The sequence below is a fragment of the Paraburkholderia sp. AV2 genome (assembly GCF_054968425.1).
The window spans coordinates 1-15,936 of record NZ_JBANLK010000084.1; the positions used below are offsets into that span (position 1 = coordinate 1).

A 15,936-nucleotide genomic window follows, 5' to 3' on the forward strand; every position below is an offset into this window, starting at 1 on the left:
TGTACGTACCGCTGGTTTAAGTTATGCCCTTCGGCGCGCGCAGCGTCGCCGGAAGAATGAGCCCCTTGTCACTCCGGCTAACGGTCAGTGATGGCAGACGCCCCGGAACCACTACCAGGGTGGGCGAGTGGTGGACGGCGTCACACTGGCGGTGTGAGCGGCTTTCTTTGCCTACTTTCTTTGCCGCAGCAAAGAAAGTAGGTGCCGCACCGCACAGGGGCAACCCTGGCACACCACCACGAATACAAGGAAACGCCAAAACAGCAAGAACCACAAATCAACCGCTCCCCCCCCCCACAACATCATCACCCCGCGCAAACCCCCAACAAGCACCGAAGAAATTCCGCATACATCGCTAATCGTCAAACTCCCCCACCTGCAGCGCCAGTTCAAAATCAGTAATCCAAAGCGCGAAGCGATCAGTCTCGTAGATCGCCGTTTTACCGTTGCCGATCCGCGTCACGGAAATCTGCCGGATCGCCCCGTTACTCCCCCCCGGGCGGATGGCCGCCATTGTCCGTGATCCTGAACTCGCGCAGATCGAGTCCGCGGCTCGCGAGACCGGCGAGCCAGCTCACTATATATCCCCTCTGGGGATGATCAAGATTCCCGAAGCCGCCTTCCACCCTCACCACGATTGTTCTGGCTCAGGCAACGCTGTTTTCAGTCTATGGAAATAGACTTTCGATAGAACTGCCCTAAGATGATTTCCCATGTCACTGCGATCGTCGGCGCTCGGCCCGATCGACATTCTTTTCGATGAATCACGAGGTGGTGCGATGGTGCAAATTCTCGAAGGCGCGGCGGTCATTGCCGCCATCAGCTTTTATCTGATCCCGTCCATCGAGGCGGATGCGCACGGGCATAGCGATGCCTTCGCGATCACGGTGGTCAACATCCTGCTGGGCTGGACCCTGGTGGGCTGGTTCGCGGCGCGCGCCTGGGCGCGCAGCCGGCATGACGCACGGTTGCTGGCGCGCGCGGCAAAAAGGATTCGTAGCGCGGCGGGCCACGTGACAAGCCAGAAGATCGTGCAGCACGTAAGGCTGCGTGCAGCGCTCGAAAGCCACAAGAAAGGACCGCATCGCAGCGTGACGCGGCCCTGCTCGTGAATGCGGCGAACCGGCCCCGCCGGCCGGAAATGACACGCTCGCTGTCGCGCTGGCTCGTTTCGGTTGCGGGACTCTGTGCAGTGCTAACCGGCTGTGCATCGGCCACGAACGTGACCTCGACAGACAAGCCGGGCACCTACACGGTATCGGCCTCGGCGACCGGCGGACGTCTCGCGTGGGCACGCGCCCATCAGCGTGCCCTGACCGAAGCAACGGACTATTGCCAGAACCGCGGCTTGCAGACAAGTTTCGTGACCGAGCGCACGGTTGGCCGGGAAACGCTCCAGCAGCAAAACTCCGTGATCGAGTTCGAGTGCCATCCGAAGTTGTGAGGCACGGGCCGGCTGAAACGGCTACAGCGAACGCCCGATCGCCTGCTCCAGCAAATCGAGCCCGAGGTCGATCTCCTCCTCGCTGACGGTCAACGGCGGAGCGATGCGAAAAACGCCGCCCATCCCCGGCAACTGCACGATATTCATGCTGAGCCCCAGCTTCATGCACTCGCGCGTGATCCGGGCGCCCAGCCCCTCGGCCGGCTCCTTCGTGCGGCGATCCTTGACGACCTCCATGCCCAGCAGCAATCCGCGGCCGCGGACGTCGCCTATGCAGTCGAAGCGCTCCATCAGGTCCAGCAAGCCGCGCCGGAGCCGCTCGCCCATCACGCCGGCACGCGCCACCAGCCCCTCGCGCTCGACCACGTCGAGCACGCGCAGCCCCACGGCGGCGGGTAGCGGATCGGAAACATGCGTCGTATAGAAGAGATAGCCGCGCTCGTGAGCCTGCTCTTCGATCTGCGCGGACGTGACGACGGCCGCGAGCGGCAGGCCCGCACCCAGTGTCTTCGAAAGCGTGAGGATGTCGGGCGTGACGCCGTCGCGCTGGCAGGCGAACATCGTGCCCGTACGCCCGACGCCGGTCTGCGCCTCGTCCAGGATCAGCAGCATGCCGCGCTCGTCGCATTTGTGCTTGAGGGCGGCCATATAGCCTTCCGGCAGTTCGATGATGCCGCCGGAGCTCAGGATCGGCTCCGCGATGAAGGCCGCGAGACTACCGCTGGACTGCCGGTCGATGAGATCGAAGGCGTAATCCAGCTCCGCCAGCCAGTCGTACGCGCCGTGGCGCTCGAAACGCGGGCGGTACGCGAACGGCGCGGGTATCGCGAACGAACCGACCGCGGCAGGGCCGACGCCCTTGCGTCCAGCGCTGTAGGTTGCCGAGGCCGCGGCGCCCGTCATGCCGTGCCACGACTGCGCAAAACCGACGATCTCGTAGCGGCCCGTGACGAGTTTCGCCATACGAATGGCGGCCTCGTTCGACTCGGCGCCGGTGCTGAGCAGCAACGCCCGGTCGAGTCCGTCCGGTGTGATCCCGGCCAGCCGCGTGGCAAGCTCGACCACCGGACGGGACAGCATGCCGCTGAACAAATGATCGAGCTTGCCGACGTACTCCTGAACGACCGAGACGATTTCCGGGTGGCTATGTCCCAGCACGGCGCTCATCTGGCCCGAAGTGAAATCGAGGATCGGGCGATCGTCCGCGTCGTAGACGAAACTGCCTTGCGCCCGCTCGACGATCATCGGTTCGAACGCGCCGCCATAGCGGATGAGGTGCTGCCTGGCGTTGCGCCAGAAGGTTGCATCGTCGTTGCGGGACACCGTGCTTCTCCTCGTGCGTAGCGGCAATAAGCAATGACTTGCAGTCTAGTCGGCGCTCTGCTTTTATAGAATCGAATAGTTCTTATGGAAGCCAGAAACAAGGCTAATACCTGGGGCGGATACCTTGAGTCGCACACTCGAAATCGATTTGCTGCGTTCGTTTGCCGTCATCGCCGAAGTCCGCGCGCTTAGCCGCGCCGCGAGCCGCGTCGGCCGGACCCAGTCCGCGCTGAGCCAGCAGATGAAACGCCTGGAAGAAATCGTCGATCAGCCGCTGTTTCAGCGCACCGGCCGCGGCGTGGTACTCACGAATCCCGGCGAACGGCTGCTGATCCACGCCCAGCGCATGCTGCGGCTGCACGACGAAGCGATGGCCGATCTGCTCGGCAAGGGCTTGTCGGGCAGCATCCGCTTTGGCTGCCCCGATGACTATGCCGCCGTGTTTCTTCCCGCGCTGTTGCGCCAGTTCTCAAGCCAGCATCCGCATGCGCTCGTGGAAGTGGTTTGCGGACCCACGCCGCGGCTCGTCGAACACCTGGAGAAGCGCGCGGTCGATCTGGCCATGATCTCGCTGCCGGAAACCGGCCCCGGCGACGACGTCATCCGCCGCGAGCAACTGGTCTGGATCGGCTATCCGGGGCTCGACGCCGCGCACTTCGATCCGCTGCCGCTGGCGCTTTCGGACATGGACACGCTCGACCATATCGCGGCCTGCGAAGCGTTGCAGCGCGCCGGCAGGGCCTACCGCGTCGCCTATGCGAGCAGCAGCCTCGCAGGCCTCACGGCCCTCGTGCGTTCGGGACAAGCCTTCGCCATCATGACGCAAACGGCCGTGCCGCCGGATCTCGCCATTCTCAACGGCGATCCTTCGCTGCCGCCTTTGCCGGCCGTCGGCATTACGCTCAGGTTCGGGCGCAAGCGCCCCTCGCCGCTCACGGCGGCCTTTGCCGAGCATCTCCGGTTCACGCTGCCGCTGCTTTGATGATTGGTCAGTATTCCTTCATTATCACGTAGCTATGTCCGTCCCATCGACCGCTTCATGCCGTAACCGGAACACGCCAACCGCGTCGTTCAACTGGCGCCCCTGATCTTCGAGCGAGCTCGACGCCGCAGCCGCCTGCTCGACGAGCGCCGCGTTCTGCTGCGTGACGCCTTCGAGTTGCGCAATCGCGAGATTCACCTGCTCGATCCCGCGGCTTTGCTCGTCCGAAGCCGCTGCGATCTCGACGACGATGCCCGCCACGCGGTTCACCGCCTGCGTCACTTCCGCCATCGTCCGCCCGGCCTCGTTCGCCAGCACGGAGCCTTCCTGGATCTTGCCGACCGACGCACTGATCAGCGCCTTGATCTCCCTCGCCGCCGACGACGAACGTTGCACAAGATTGCGCACCTCGCCCGCCACGACGGCGAAGCCGCGTCCCTGCTCGCCCACCCGTGCCGCCTCGACCGCCGCATTAGTCCAGGTGCAGCTATATAATTTTTATCAAAGTTGCGCCAGCGCAACAGGGGCAGACCGGAGAAGCCCGTCCGACGGGTATCCGGTGTGCCGGGCCCGGGTCAGGGTTCGATCAGGAAGCGTTCCCGCTTCTTGCCCAGGATCCACGCTGGCGCCCGGCCCCGGCCCGGCCAGGTCGCCCCGCTCGCCGGATCGCGGTACTTCGGTGACGGGCGCCGGATCGGCTGGCCACGACGCGACGACGGAAACAGGTCATGCTCGGTCAGTTCATACAGTTCGATCTGTGCCTGGATTTCATCAATGGCTGCCTGCATCTCGGCGACGCGCGCCGCCTCCGCCTGCCCGTTCAGCCGCTCCAGCTGCTTCTTCAGTTCGTGGTAGGTTGCCATCGGGTCACCTTAGGAAATTGGTGGTCAAGCCCCCCATCATACGCATGCGCCACCGGCATCGACCAATCCGCCCCATCAGGAACCGGACGACAGCGCAGATCCTCGCGACCGACGTCGAACGTTCACACCCAATCGACTGTTACTTCGGCTCCATCCGTTCCTCCGCAAGTGGCTCACGAATCTCGTTGGCGTAACGACGGTACAACCACGCCGAGCACGATACGCTCAGCAGGATCTGCACCGTCGCACCGAGCTGCGTCGCAACCCCGAAAAACCATGTGGCTACCGTTCCTGTGGATTCTCCGGAAACAGCAGACACAAGGCGGGTAGCCGAGGTCGACGACGGAGTCGGGTGTCACCAGCGCGTTGCCCTGGTCGTCGGCAAGGATCCACTGCGGAATGTCGCCGGGCAGGAACCCGAAATAGTCGAGGCCCTCCAGTGCGGGCGTCACGCCCGTGAGCACGCCCGCAGCCAGTGGCAGACGGTTCAGGTCCGGCACGCCTGCGACGGGCGGCACGTCGGGAAACGGAATCAGAACCATACGCACGTAAGGGCCAGGCTTGCGACATGCCGTCACACGAACCACTTCCGTGTGCGGCGTCGACGCTTGTTTCCCGTCAAGCTTCGTTGAGACCGGCAGCTTGTGTTGCCGGTGGGCAACGCTGAACGGTGCGCTGGTCGCTATATTCGACTGCGCTCTGGCAACGGATGCAGGACCACCGCATGGATCCGCACGTTGCGGCTCCCAGATGAACGCCAGGCAAGGAAACAGACATGATGAAACTCAATCTGAAAAGAACGCTGGTCGCCCTGGGCATCATCGGCGCATTCAGCACTGCAGCACATGCGCAGAGCAGTGTGACTCTTTACGGATCGCTCGATGCGGGCCTGCTGTACGTGAACAACGCGGGTGGACACAGTGCCTGGATGCAGGACAGCAGCGCGCTGTCGAACACCTATTTCGGTCTGCGAGGCAGCGAGGATCTCGGTGGCGGCACCCGGGTGATCTTCCGCCTCCAGTCGGCCTTCGCGATAAACAATGGAACCTTTTCCAGAAACGAATCGCTGTTTAACCGCCAGGCCTATGTCGGCCTCCAGAACGCCACCTACGGAACGCTCACGCTAGGTCGCCAGTTCGACTCGGTGGTCGATTACCTGTCGCCGCTTTCACTCTCGGGAACCGGGGCGGGGGTCAATGTAGCCGGGCATCCGCTGGATAACGACAACCTGGGTACCCAGCGCTCCGTTGCCAATGCGGTCAAGTTCGAAAGCGCCAGTTACTCGGGATTCCATTTTGGCGCCCTCTACGGCTTCAGCAACGATCCCGGCCAGTTCGCCAACGGGCGGGCGTGGAGCGTCGGTGCAGGTTATTCAAACGGCCCGTTCAGCATTGCTGCCGCGTATGACCAGCTAAACAGCGATCCGCTTGATGCGAATACAGGTGGGGCAGCCGTCGACGACCCGCTTCCTGCACGTGTGCATCGCGTGTTTGGCGCAGGCGCGAACTATGCGTTCGGAACGGGCACGGTCGGCCTGCTCTGGACACACTCGCAGCTTCAGGGTTCGTACGCCTTCGCGCCGGTCCCGTTGAATGCGCACTTCGACAACGTGGAGCTGAACGGCACCTATGGCATCACACCCGCGCTGGCACTGGTCGGTGACTACACCTATACGACTGGCAAAACGTCGGGCTCGGGTACGGTATCGGGTACCCCGCGCTGGCATTCGATGACACTGGGTACGGACTATTCGCTCAGCAGGCGCACGGATATCTACCTGGCAGGCGTATACCAGCACGCATCGGGGGACGTCTATAACGACGGTCAGGGCGATGTCATAGGTAATACGACGTCAATCGCGGGCATGCTGCCTCCTTCGTCGACACCCAATCAGGTGGGTGTGACGGCGGGCCTGCGTCATCGTTTCTGACGCCCTGTCAGGCTGGCTGGTCGTCTGCCCGACGGACCTGATTGCACAGTGCAATCAGGTTCGCAACAGCGGGTGCAGCGTGACAGCCTGTAGCCGGTGCGCCCGCCGCTGTTACGTCATGGCATAGGCCCCGTTGAGCGCGAGGCCGCGCTGGTTGAGTTCGTCGCGCATGCCGCTGACGACCGCGTGGCCGTCCTGCGTATTCATGCCGTAGACGTTGACGGTGCCGATATGCGTATCGACCGAGCTGGTGTTCACCGTCGAACCGCCGCCGGACTGGCTCGCGTTTCCCGCCGCGAGCATCGGTGCCATCGAAGCACCGCCCGCGCGCGATGCCTGCAGTGCCGCGCCCATCTCGGCGACCGAGATCGAGGCCCGGTTGTTGCCTTTACCCGCGTAGTGCGAGCGGCCGGTATCGGGATCGGCCACGCTCGCCCATTCGAGCGAGGCGGCCTTGATCGCGGCGCGCAGGTCGTTGCTCTTGCCGCTCAGATAGTCGCCGATAGCCTTGCGCTTGTTTTTTACAAGGTACTCCGAAAAAATCCGGTCCTGCATGGCCTTGTCGAACTTCTCGCTGCCCGTAAGGCCCATCGCCTTCGCGACTGACGCGAGCGTGTCGCCGATGATCTGGTAGCGGCCCGCCGCATTGAAGCGGTGGGCGCGCTGCGCCGCCATGACGTCGGCGACCGTCATGTTCGAGAGGTCCTCGGTCCCTGCCGTGTAGCCATGCGCCGCGCCGCGATTCACTACGTTGTAGTCGCCCTCGCCGCGCGCGATCAGCAGGTCGAAGGCCGAATCCGCTACGCGATTGGTCACTGCGCGCGTATCGGCTGCGGATCGCGCTGCAGCAGTTGGAAGGCAATGCGGCATGAACGTACCCGTCGAAATTCGCCATGCGTCCCGCCTGCTCACGTTCGTATGGGAGGACGGCACGATCCGGCAGTTCGCTCATGCGGACCTGCGGCGCGCCTGCCCGTGCTCGGCCTGCCGGCGAGCGCGCCTCGCGGGCGCGCCGGCCGAGACGCACGCCGACGTCGAGCTCACGAACATGGCGTCGATGGGTTATGGAGTCCAACTGATTTTCAGCGACGGACACGACCGCGGGGTCTTCCCTTGGGCGTGGTTCCAGGCGTTCGAGACCACCGCGTAAGGCGAATCCTCGCGCGTGCGGACAGGTAAGCCGCGAGATGAGCCGTGATGGGCGCCATTGCGGCGCCCGGCCCGCATCAGGCGTTTTTCCAGCGCGCGTCGGTAACGGCGAGCTTTTGCGGAATGAGCTTGAGCGCGTAGAGCGTATCGGCAATCTGCTGCTGATACGCGAAACGGCCCGCGTCCACGGGCAGGATGCCGTAGCCCGTACGCCCCAGCGCGAGTTCGAGCGTGCCGGTGTCGAGCCCGGTAAGGGGCGCGAGCTGGGCGGCGACGGCCGGCACGTTCTGCGCGGCCCAGGCGTCGAGCTGCTGCAGTTCGGCCAGCACAGCGTGCACCACTTCCGCGTGCTGCGTCGCGAACGCACGGCGCGCAACGTAATACTCGATGTTGCGCACGAGCCCTTCGCCGTTGGCGAGCACGCGGGCTCCAAGCTGCCGCTCGGCAGCCGCCAGATACGGATCCCAGATCGACCAGGCGTCCACGCTGCCGTTGGCAAATGCGGCGCGAGCGTCGGCGGGAACGAGGTAGGCTGGCTGGACTTCGTCGTAGCCGACCTTGCCGCGCTCCAGCGCCTTCACGAGCAGGTAATGGCTGTTCGAGCCGCGGTTGCAGGCCACCTTCTTGCCGCGCAGTTCGGCGAGCGAGCGGATCGGCGAGTTCTTCGGCACGATCACCGCTTCGCCGCGCGGCGCGTCCGGTTCGGCGGCGATGTAGACGAAGTCCACCCCGCCCGCCTGGGCAAAGACGGGTGGCGTCTCGCCCACCACGCCGATATCGACGGCATTCGCGTTCAGCCCTTCGAGCAGTTGCGGCCCCGCCGGAAACTCGAGCCATCGCACGGAAAAGCCGAGCGGCGCAAGACGCTTTTCGAGCGTGCCGCGCGCCTTGAGAATGATGAAGTTGCCGTACTTCTGGTAGCCGATACTGACCACCTTGCCGTCCTGCGCGCGCGCCGCGCCGCTCGCGGCGAGCGCCGCACCGGCGGCGCCCAGTCCGCGCAGGGCCGCGCCCGCGCCAAGGCCTGCGGCCATCTTCAGTAAGGAGCGGCGGCTTTCGCGGTAGCGCGTCGAATATTCGTATTGCAGCGCGTCGATCAACGGCTTCGCGAGGGGATCGAGGGGCGAAGTATCGATAATGCGGTAGCTCATGGTCGTTGCATTCGGAGTGGGCTGCAAAAGCGGCTGCCTGGTTTGTTTTTTTCCGGAGTAGCCACGCTGATTTCGTCGGCGCGTCGTTTTTGCGCGGCGACGAAACGTCAAATCAGGAGCAAGAGTAGCCCCGCAACACGAGCAATTTAACCAAGTATTTCTAATATCTTTATTTATGCATTAATCGTCTCTTTATAAGGGGTTTCGCATTTCGACCGGCCAGTGCCGCTGCCGTTGCGTCGACAATGGCTCAGGGCTCGTCGGGCTGCACGGCCGCGATGGCGCGCTGACACACCACCTCGCCTTCGGCCTCGAACGCCACCGTCAAGGGCTCCTTGAGCGGCGCGCGGCAAACCGAAGACCGTAAGCAGTCCGCAAAGGTGTGCCCGCTCATCGGCGTCGCGCGGCTCGATGGCCAGCATATTCGCTCCGTGATAGCGCAACGAACTGCCGCTGGAATGGACTTTGACGAATCGTTATGACGAGCCGCGCGGCCAGCCCCGATCCGCCCCAATCAGCCCTTCTCGTCCGCGAGGTACGCGCGAATCACGTCGGCAAACGCGGTGTCGCCCGTAAAACCAAGCGCCCGCGCGCGCGACGTGTCCCATTCGCCCGGCCAGCTGCGCACCATCGCGGTCAGACGCGGATCGATCTCGTGGCGAATTCTTGCCGCCACCGCGTCGCCGGCCACCTCGCGCAGTGCCGCGATCATGTCCGCGACGCTGACCGAAAGCCCCGGCAGATTCACGGTCCGGCGCTCGCCAAGCGCAGCGCCGTCGATCTCGCCGCCCATTACGAGCGCGTCGACGACGGCGCGCGGCGAGAGCAGCCACAGACGGGTGTCGAGCGGCACGGGGCACACCGCGTCCTCGCCGTTCAGCGGCTCGCGCAGAATCCCGCTCGCGAACGACGAAGCCGCCGCGTTCGGCCGCCCCGGCCGCACGCTGATCGTCGGCAGACGCAGCGCGCGCCCATCCACGAAGCCGCGGCGCGTGTAGTCGGAGAGCAGCAGTTCGGCAATCGCCTTCTGCGCGCCGTAGGACGTCTGCGGATTCAGCGCGGTGTCGTCGAGCACGACGTCGGGCACCGTGCCGCCGTAGACCGCCACGGAACTCGTAAACACGACGCGCGGCCGATGGCCGAGCACGCGGCAGACTTCGAGCAGCGTGCGCGAGGCTTCGAGATTGATGCGCATGCCGAGTTCGAAGTCCGCTTCGGCCTGGCCGCTGACGATCGCGGCCAGATGGAAGATCGCGTGCGTTTGCGTGTCGATCGCGCGTTCGAGCACCGCGCGATCGGCAATGTCGCCGACTATCGCCGTCACGCGCGCGTCGTCGAAGCCGGCTGCTTCGACGACATCGAGCAACACCAGTTTCTCGATGGGCTCCCGCTGCCCCGAAGGACCGGTCAATGCGCCGAGGCTCAGCAGTTTCGTTGCGAGGCGCCGGCCGAGGAAGCCGGCGCCGCCAGTGATCAGGACTTTCATAGGCAACTCGTCACGGTGAGAGGTTGAGGCACACGGTTCAACGATTCGGCGCGACCGTTCACAGATACGGGCGCAGCCACCCGAGCCCCGCCGACGTCGCGGCCTTGGGCCGGTATTCGCAGCCGATCCAGCCTTCGTAGCCGAGCGAGTCGATCAGCGCGAACAGGTACGGATAGTTCAGCTCGCCGAGATCGGGCTCGTGACGCTCCGGAACGCCGGCAATCTGGATATGGCCGATGCCCGCCATGTCGCGCCTGAGCTTCGTCGCGAGATCGCCCTCCACGATCTGGCAGTGATAGCAGTCGAACTGCACACGCAGGTTCGGCACGCCTATCTCGCGGCAGATGGCCTGCGCGTCGTCCTGCCGGTTCAGGAAGTAGCCGGGCATGTCGCGCGGGTTGATCGGCTCGATCAGGATCTGGATGCCGTCGCGGCGCGCGGTATTGGCCGCGTACGCGAGATTGCGCAGGTACGTGTCGCGCTGCTGCGCGCGATCGCCACCGGCGGCGACGAACCCCGCCATCACGTGCAGTTTGTCGTTGCCGATCGTGCGCGCATAGTCGAGCGCGGTATCGATCGAGCGGCGGAACTCGTCCTCGCGCCCCGGCAGCGACGCGATCCCGCGCTCGCCGGCTGCCCAGTCGCCGGGCGGCGCGTTGAAGAGCGCCTGCACGAGCCCGTTGTCGTCGAGACGCGCGCGGATTTCGGCGGCCGCGTGCTCATACGGAAAAAGGAACTCGGCTGCGCGAAAGCCGTCACGCGCGGCGGCGGCAAAGCGGTCGAGGAACGGGTGCTCGTGGTACATCATCGAGAGATTCGCTGCGAAGCGGGGCATGGATAAGGCTCCGGTCAGTATGTGTCACCAGCGGGCGCCGAAACTGCGCCGCAGGTCGTCGAGCGCCGCTTCATCCAGCGGCTCGGGTTTCGGGTTCGTCATGAGCCACAGGCGCGCGGTCTCCTCGAGTTCCTCCAGCACCGCGGATGCCTGTTCGACGGTAGGCGCCCAGACCACCGGGCCGAGCCGTTCGAGCAGCACGCCGCGCACGCGGTCGGCAAGCGCGGCCACTTCGTCGGCGACCTGCGGATCGCCGGGACGGCGGTAGCGGATCAGCGGAATATGGCCCACCTTCATGACGTAGTACGGCGTAATGGGCGGCAGCACGTCGGTGTCGCGCCAGACGCCGGCAAGCGTCAGCGCGACGAGATGCGTCGAATGCGTATGGACGACGCCGCGTGCCCCGGCGTTGCGCGCGTAGATGCCGCGATGCAGCGCGAGCGTCTTCGAAGGCTTGCCGCCGGAGACCGTCTGCCCGGCCAGGTTCACCTTCGCGATCTGCACGGGATCGAGCCGGCCGAGGCACGCGTCGGTCGGCGTGATGAGCCAGCCGTCGTCGAGCTTCGCGCTGATGTTGCCGGCAGTGCCGACGGCGTGGCCGCGTGCGTAGAGGCTGGCGCCCACGGTGCAGATCGTTTCGCGCAGGATGGCTTCGGTGCTCATGCGCGCTTCTCCAGCCGTTGCAGCGCTTTTTCGAAAAAGTCGGCCGCGCCGAAGTTGCCCGACTTGAGCGCGAGGCCAATCGCGCCGTCGAGCGTCGCCGTGGCCGGCACACCCGGATCGATTTGCGCGCCGATCTGCAGGGCTTTCACGTCGAGCGCCTGGACCACCGCGCCCGACGTCTCGCCGCCCGCGACGACGAACTTGCGCACGCCGAGCGCGAGCAGCCCGCGCGCGATTTCGGCGAGCGTGGCTTCGACGAGCGCACCGGCCGCTTGCGCGCCGAGCTGTTGCTGAACGGCCTTCACTTCAGCGGGCGAGGCGGTCGCGTAGATCAGCACCGGCTCGGGCAAATGCTCGCGTGCGAACGCGAGCGCGGCCTGAACCACCAGCTCGCCGCGCGCCGCCGCGAGCGGATCGATGCGGAACGCGGAACGCGCCGCGCGCCAGGCCGCTACCTGGGCATTCGTCGCCTTCGAGGCGCTGCCGGCCAGCACGGCCGAGTAGCCGGTAATGTCCGGAAGCCGCGCCGCGTCGCTGCGTTCAGGCAGCAGTCCGGCGCGGCGGAAGTTTGCGGGCAAGCCGAGCGCGATGCCGGATCCCCCCGTGATCAGCGCGTGATCGGCACAGGCCTCACCCAGCACATGCAGATCCGCATCCGCCAGCACATCGGCAATCGCGAAGCGCACCCCCTCGGCGCGCAACTGCGCGAAGACCTCGCGCACCGCCACAGCGCCGCGCGCGACCGCGTCGTAGCGAACGAGGCCGACCTTCGACGCCGTTTGCCGCTGCAGCACGCGCACGAGGTTCGCGTCCTTCATCGGCGTGAGCGGATGGTTCTCCATGCCCGACTCGCCGAGCAACACGTCGCCGACGAACAGATGGCCGCGATAGACGGTGCGGCCGTTTTCCGGAAACGCGGGGCACGCAATCGACAAGGCGGCGGGTTCGCCGAGCGCGTCGGCGAGCGCATCGGCAACCGGACCGATATTACCGGCATCGGTCGAGTCGAATGTTGAGCAGTACTTGAAGAAAATCTGGCGGCAACCCTGCTCGTGCAGCCAGGCAAGCGCGGCGAGAGACTGCGCGACCGCTTCGCCTACGGGAATCGTGCGCGACTTCAGCGCGACGACGATCGCGTCGGCATCGATCCGTGTACCGGGCGCGGGCACGCCGATGGTCTGCACGGTGCGCATCCCGCTCTTCACGAACATGTTGGCGAGATCGGTCGCGCCGGTGAAATCGTCGGCGATGCAGCCGAGCAGCGGACGGGCGGCGGCGACGCTGTGGTGGGAAGCGGAATTCATGACGGCGTTCGTGCGCTCAACGGGTAGTGGGCAGCGTGATGCCCGGGAAGATCTTGATAACGGCCGAATCGTCCTCGCCGCCGTGGCCCGAGGTCGACGCGTTCATGAACATCTGGTGCGCGGTGGCCGAAAGCGGTAGCGGGAATTTGCTGAGGCGCGCCGTATCGAGCACGAGGCCCAGGTCCTTCACGAAGATGTCGACGGCCGAAAGCGGCGTGTAATCGCCGTCAAGAATATGCGGCACGCGATTCTCGAACATCCACGAATTGCCGGCGCTATGCGTGATCACGTCGTACAGCGCATCGGGATCGACGCCTTCGCGCAAGCCCAGCGCCATGGCTTCGGCGGCGGCGGCGATATGCACGCCCGCGAGCAACTGGTTGATGATCTTGACCTTCGATCCCGCGCCATACGCTTCGCCGAGCCGGTAGACCTTGCCCGCCATCGCCCCGAGCACGTCCTCGCAGGCCGCGTAGGCCGCGGCGGGTCCCGAGGTCATCATCGTCATCTCGCCCGATGCGGCGCGCGCGGCGCCACCGGAAATAGGCGCGTCCAGCATCAAGAGGCCAGCCGCCTCCACGCGCGCGCCGAGCTTCGCGGCAAACTCCGGCGCGACCGTCGCGCTCGAAATCAGCACCGCGCCAGGCCGCATGGCGGCAACGGCGCCGTGCTCGCCGAACAGCACGCTCTCCGTCTGCGCCGCATTGACGACGAGCGTGACGACCACCTCGCATTGCGCGCCGAGTTCGGCAGGCGTCGCGCAACGCACGCCGCCCTCTGCCGCGAAGACATCGAGCACGCTCTCGCGCACGTCGCAGGCATGCACGCGAAAACCGGCGCGCAGCAGCGAACGCGCGACACCCAGCCCCATGGCGCCTAGACCGATGACTCCAATCTGTCGTGACATGATAATCCTTCGAAGTGCGTAAGAAATTCGGACGGTCGGCAAAGGCCCGCGAGCGCGAGGCGCCGCCGGGCTCCCTCCGAACCGGCGTCCGCCAAAGCGGCGCGGTTATCCGGTCATCATACAAATTAACGCCCACGTTCGCCGCCGAAGGGAAAACCCGCAGCCGGAGAAGCCGCAACGCCCACCCCCTCCGGGTTTACTTCAATTCCACTATCTGAAATTAATTTTACTATTCGTAAATCCATTCACTGGATATGCATCGATACATCGGCCCGGTGACGCCGGGCGGAAAGTAACGGGCCGCACGAGCCCGGCCGCACCCACAAAGAGGAACAAGAGGAGACACAGCATGACCGACAACGACCGCACCGCCGGGCTGTTGCTTGCCCGGCTCGACCGGATTCCGAACTGGACGATGCCGCGCCTTTTCGCGCTGATCATCGGCATCGGTTTCCTGTTTACCTTCTACGACATCTTCGACATCAACGTCTCGTTCATCCAGACCTGCATGGCGCTCGTGCCCGGCTGCACGCCGGAGAGCGCGGGCGGCTACATCGGCCTGCCCGTCCTGCTCAATCTCGCGGGCTACGTGGTCGGCACGCTGCTGCTGAGCCCGCTGGCCGACCGCATGGGCCGGCGCGATTTGCTGCTCGTGACGATGATCCTCACCGGCATCGGCTCGGCCATCACCGCCGTGGCGCACTCGTACGGCACCTTCGTCGCGGCGCGCGCGTTCACGGGCATCGGCATCGGTGCCGACCTCGCCATCGTCAACACCTATATCGGCGAGTTGGCGCCGAGCGGCGGGCGCGCCCGCTATACATCGATGATCTTCATCTTTTCGGCGATCGGCGCGGTGCTCGGCATCTGGCTCGGCCTGTGGCTCACCACCCCCTCCACGCCGCTGCCGCTCGGCCTGCCGTTCGCGCTCGCCAGCAAGGATTTCGAATACGGCTGGCGCGTGATGTACCTGATCGGCGGCGCGCTCGCGCTCGTCGGCGTGCTGCTGCGCTTCCAGTTGCCCGAGTCGCCGCGCTGGCTCGTTTCGCGCGGCCGCTTGCAGGAGGCCGAACAGGTGGTCGCCGAAATGGAAGCGCGCGCGCACGCGATCAATCCGCTGCCGCCCGTGCCCGAGCAGATTCCGCCCTTGCCGCCGAAGGACGAAGCGATGCCGTTCGGCGCCATCTTCCGCAACGCGGTCTATCGCAACCGCACGCTTCTGCTGACGGCGATGTGGTTTCTCGCCTATATCACGGTCTATTCGTTCGCGGCCGGCTTTACCACGCTGCTCACGGCCCTGCACTTCCCGCCGCCCGAGGCCGGCCTCATTACGGCCATGGGGACGTTCGGCTTCGTGCTGTGCGCCATCGTTGCCTATGCGTTCGGCGAGCGCATGGAGCGCAAGCGCTGGACGCCGCTTGCCGCCCTCATCACGCTGGTGGGCGGCGTCATGATCGCGCTTGGCGGCGAGAACTTCTGGCTGGCGATTCTCGGCTCGATCGTCGTCTTCTTCGGCTTCAACGTGTGGGTGCCCATCGCCTACACGTGGTCGATCGAAAACTACCCCACCCGCGCGCGCACGACCGGTTTCGCGATCGTCGACGGACTGGGCCACCTGGGCGGCGGGATCGGCATGTTTGCGATTGCCCCGCTCATTCCGGTGATCGGCGTGTTCTGGTCGCTGATGCTGATCTGCGGGTTTCTGGTTGCGGCGGCGCTGATCGCGCAGTTTGGCATTTCCACGCGCTCGCGGTTGCTGGATGAGATTTCGCCCTGAGCGGTTTGGGTTCCTGGTGGTTGCCTTTTTTCTTTCGATATGCCATGCCGGTTGGGGGGTTCTTGTTTTCGTGGTGGTATGCCAGGGTTGCCCCTGTGCGGGGCGGCACCTACTTTCTTTGC

18 protein-coding genes and 1 pseudogene are annotated in these 15,936 nt (G+C 65.3%); 6 read left to right on the forward strand and 13 right to left on the reverse strand.

Annotation, left to right across the window (positions count from 1 at the left end; genetic code table 11):
* Positions 1-355: 355 nt before the first annotated feature.
* A complete protein-coding gene (locus V8683_RS30395) occupies positions 356-514 on the reverse strand; it encodes a hypothetical protein (RefSeq protein WP_411191010.1) in 159 nt (52 codons plus the stop codon).
* A gap of 199 nt (positions 515-713) precedes the next feature.
* On the opposite strand from V8683_RS30395, the gene V8683_RS30400 reads away from it, so the two are divergent.
* Together V8683_RS30400 and V8683_RS30405 are read left to right on the forward strand one after the other, a co-directional pair.
* Positions 714-1,112, forward strand: coding sequence for a superinfection immunity protein (locus V8683_RS30400; protein ID WP_411191011.1), 399 nt, complete (start codon positions 714-716; stop codon positions 1,110-1,112).
* A gap of 29 nt (positions 1,113-1,141) precedes the next feature.
* The gene (locus V8683_RS30405) at positions 1,142-1,444 is read left to right on the forward strand and encodes a hypothetical protein (protein ID WP_411191013.1); all 303 of its coding nucleotides are present in this window, start codon (positions 1,142-1,144) and stop codon (positions 1,442-1,444) included.
* 21 nt (positions 1,445-1,465) lie between these two features.
* Here V8683_RS30405 and V8683_RS30410 read toward each other — a convergent pair whose 3' ends face one another.
* Positions 1,466-2,767 (reverse strand): aspartate aminotransferase family protein, encoded by a 1,302-nt coding sequence (locus tag V8683_RS30410; protein WP_411191015.1) that lies wholly within the window; start codon positions 2,765-2,767, stop codon positions 1,466-1,468.
* A 124-nt stretch (positions 2,768-2,891) separates the two neighbouring features.
* Between V8683_RS30410 and V8683_RS30415 the strand changes: the two genes are divergently transcribed.
* Positions 2,892-3,749 (forward strand): LysR family transcriptional regulator, encoded by an 858-nt coding sequence (locus tag V8683_RS30415; RefSeq protein WP_411191017.1) that lies wholly within the window; start codon positions 2,892-2,894, stop codon positions 3,747-3,749.
* A 24-nt stretch (positions 3,750-3,773) separates the two neighbouring features.
* Here the strand turns inward: V8683_RS30415 and V8683_RS30420 are convergent.
* From V8683_RS30420 to V8683_RS30430, 3 genes and pseudogenes are all read right to left on the reverse strand, one after another.
* Positions 3,774-4,223 (reverse strand): annotated as a pseudogene (locus tag V8683_RS30420) (methyl-accepting chemotaxis protein); the annotation flags it as partial.
* Between the two features lie 101 nt (positions 4,224-4,324).
* The gene (locus tag V8683_RS30425; protein ID WP_411191018.1) at positions 4,325-4,612 is read right to left on the reverse strand and encodes an H-NS histone family protein; all 288 of its coding nucleotides are present in this window, start codon (positions 4,610-4,612) and stop codon (positions 4,325-4,327) included.
* Positions 4,613-4,785: 173 nt separating this feature from the next.
* Positions 4,786-5,160 carry a hypothetical protein gene (locus V8683_RS30430; RefSeq protein WP_411191020.1) on the reverse strand — a complete coding sequence of 125 codons (375 nt, stop codon included), beginning with the start codon at positions 5,158-5,160 and terminating at the stop codon, positions 4,786-4,788.
* Positions 5,161-5,402: 242 nt separating this feature from the next.
* Between V8683_RS30430 and V8683_RS30435 the strand changes: the two genes are divergently transcribed.
* Positions 5,403-6,542, forward strand: coding sequence for a porin (locus V8683_RS30435; RefSeq protein WP_411192494.1), 1,140 nt, complete (start codon positions 5,403-5,405; stop codon positions 6,540-6,542).
* Between the two features lie 111 nt (positions 6,543-6,653).
* On the opposite strand, the gene V8683_RS30440 is transcribed toward V8683_RS30435, so the two are convergent.
* Positions 6,654-7,358: a lysozyme family protein gene (locus V8683_RS30440; protein ID WP_411191021.1), complete on the reverse strand. Its 705-nt coding sequence runs from the start codon at positions 7,356-7,358 to the stop codon at positions 6,654-6,656.
* 52 nt (positions 7,359-7,410) lie between these two features.
* On the opposite strand from V8683_RS30440, the gene V8683_RS30445 reads away from it, so the two are divergent.
* Positions 7,411-7,692 (forward strand): DUF971 domain-containing protein, encoded by a 282-nt coding sequence (locus tag V8683_RS30445; RefSeq protein ID WP_411191022.1) that lies wholly within the window; start codon positions 7,411-7,413, stop codon positions 7,690-7,692.
* A 76-nt stretch (positions 7,693-7,768) separates the two neighbouring features.
* On the opposite strand, the gene V8683_RS30450 is transcribed toward V8683_RS30445, so the two are convergent.
* The 7 genes from V8683_RS30450 to ltnD form a co-directional block, all read right to left on the reverse strand.
* Positions 7,769-8,725 carry a sulfonate ABC transporter substrate-binding protein gene (locus V8683_RS30450; protein WP_411192495.1) on the reverse strand — a complete coding sequence of 319 codons (957 nt, stop codon included), beginning with the start codon at positions 8,723-8,725 and terminating at the stop codon, positions 7,769-7,771.
* A 367-nt stretch (positions 8,726-9,092) separates the two neighbouring features.
* A complete protein-coding gene (locus V8683_RS30455) occupies positions 9,093-9,236 on the reverse strand; it encodes a hypothetical protein (RefSeq protein ID WP_411191023.1) in 144 nt (47 codons plus the stop codon).
* 120 nt (positions 9,237-9,356) lie between these two features.
* Positions 9,357-10,328 (reverse strand): D-erythronate dehydrogenase, encoded by a 972-nt coding sequence (gene denD / locus V8683_RS30460; RefSeq protein ID WP_411191024.1) that lies wholly within the window; start codon positions 10,326-10,328, stop codon positions 9,357-9,359.
* 58 nt (positions 10,329-10,386) lie between these two features.
* The gene (gene otnI, locus V8683_RS30465; protein WP_411191025.1) at positions 10,387-11,163 is read right to left on the reverse strand and encodes a 2-oxo-tetronate isomerase; all 777 of its coding nucleotides are present in this window, start codon (positions 11,161-11,163) and stop codon (positions 10,387-10,389) included.
* Positions 11,164-11,187: 24 nt separating this feature from the next.
* On the reverse strand, positions 11,188-11,826 hold the full coding sequence (gene otnC, locus V8683_RS30470) for a 3-oxo-tetronate 4-phosphate decarboxylase (protein ID WP_411191026.1): 639 nt from the start codon (positions 11,824-11,826) through the stop codon (positions 11,188-11,190).
* Entirely contained in the window at positions 11,823-13,130 is a 1,308-nt protein-coding gene (gene otnK, locus V8683_RS30475; RefSeq protein ID WP_411191027.1) for a 3-oxo-tetronate kinase, read from the reverse strand. The genes otnC and otnK overlap by 4 nt, the downstream gene beginning before the upstream one ends.
* 16 nt (positions 13,131-13,146) lie before the next feature.
* Positions 13,147-14,037 carry an L-threonate dehydrogenase gene (gene ltnD / locus V8683_RS30480; protein ID WP_411191028.1) on the reverse strand — a complete coding sequence of 297 codons (891 nt, stop codon included), beginning with the start codon at positions 14,035-14,037 and terminating at the stop codon, positions 13,147-13,149.
* Positions 14,038-14,386: 349 nt separating this feature from the next.
* Here ltnD and V8683_RS30485 point away from each other — a divergent pair, with 349 nt between their 5' ends.
* On the forward strand, positions 14,387-15,814 hold the full coding sequence (locus V8683_RS30485) for an MFS transporter (protein ID WP_411191029.1): 1,428 nt from the start codon (positions 14,387-14,389) through the stop codon (positions 15,812-15,814).
* Positions 15,815-15,936: the final 122 nt, after the last annotated feature.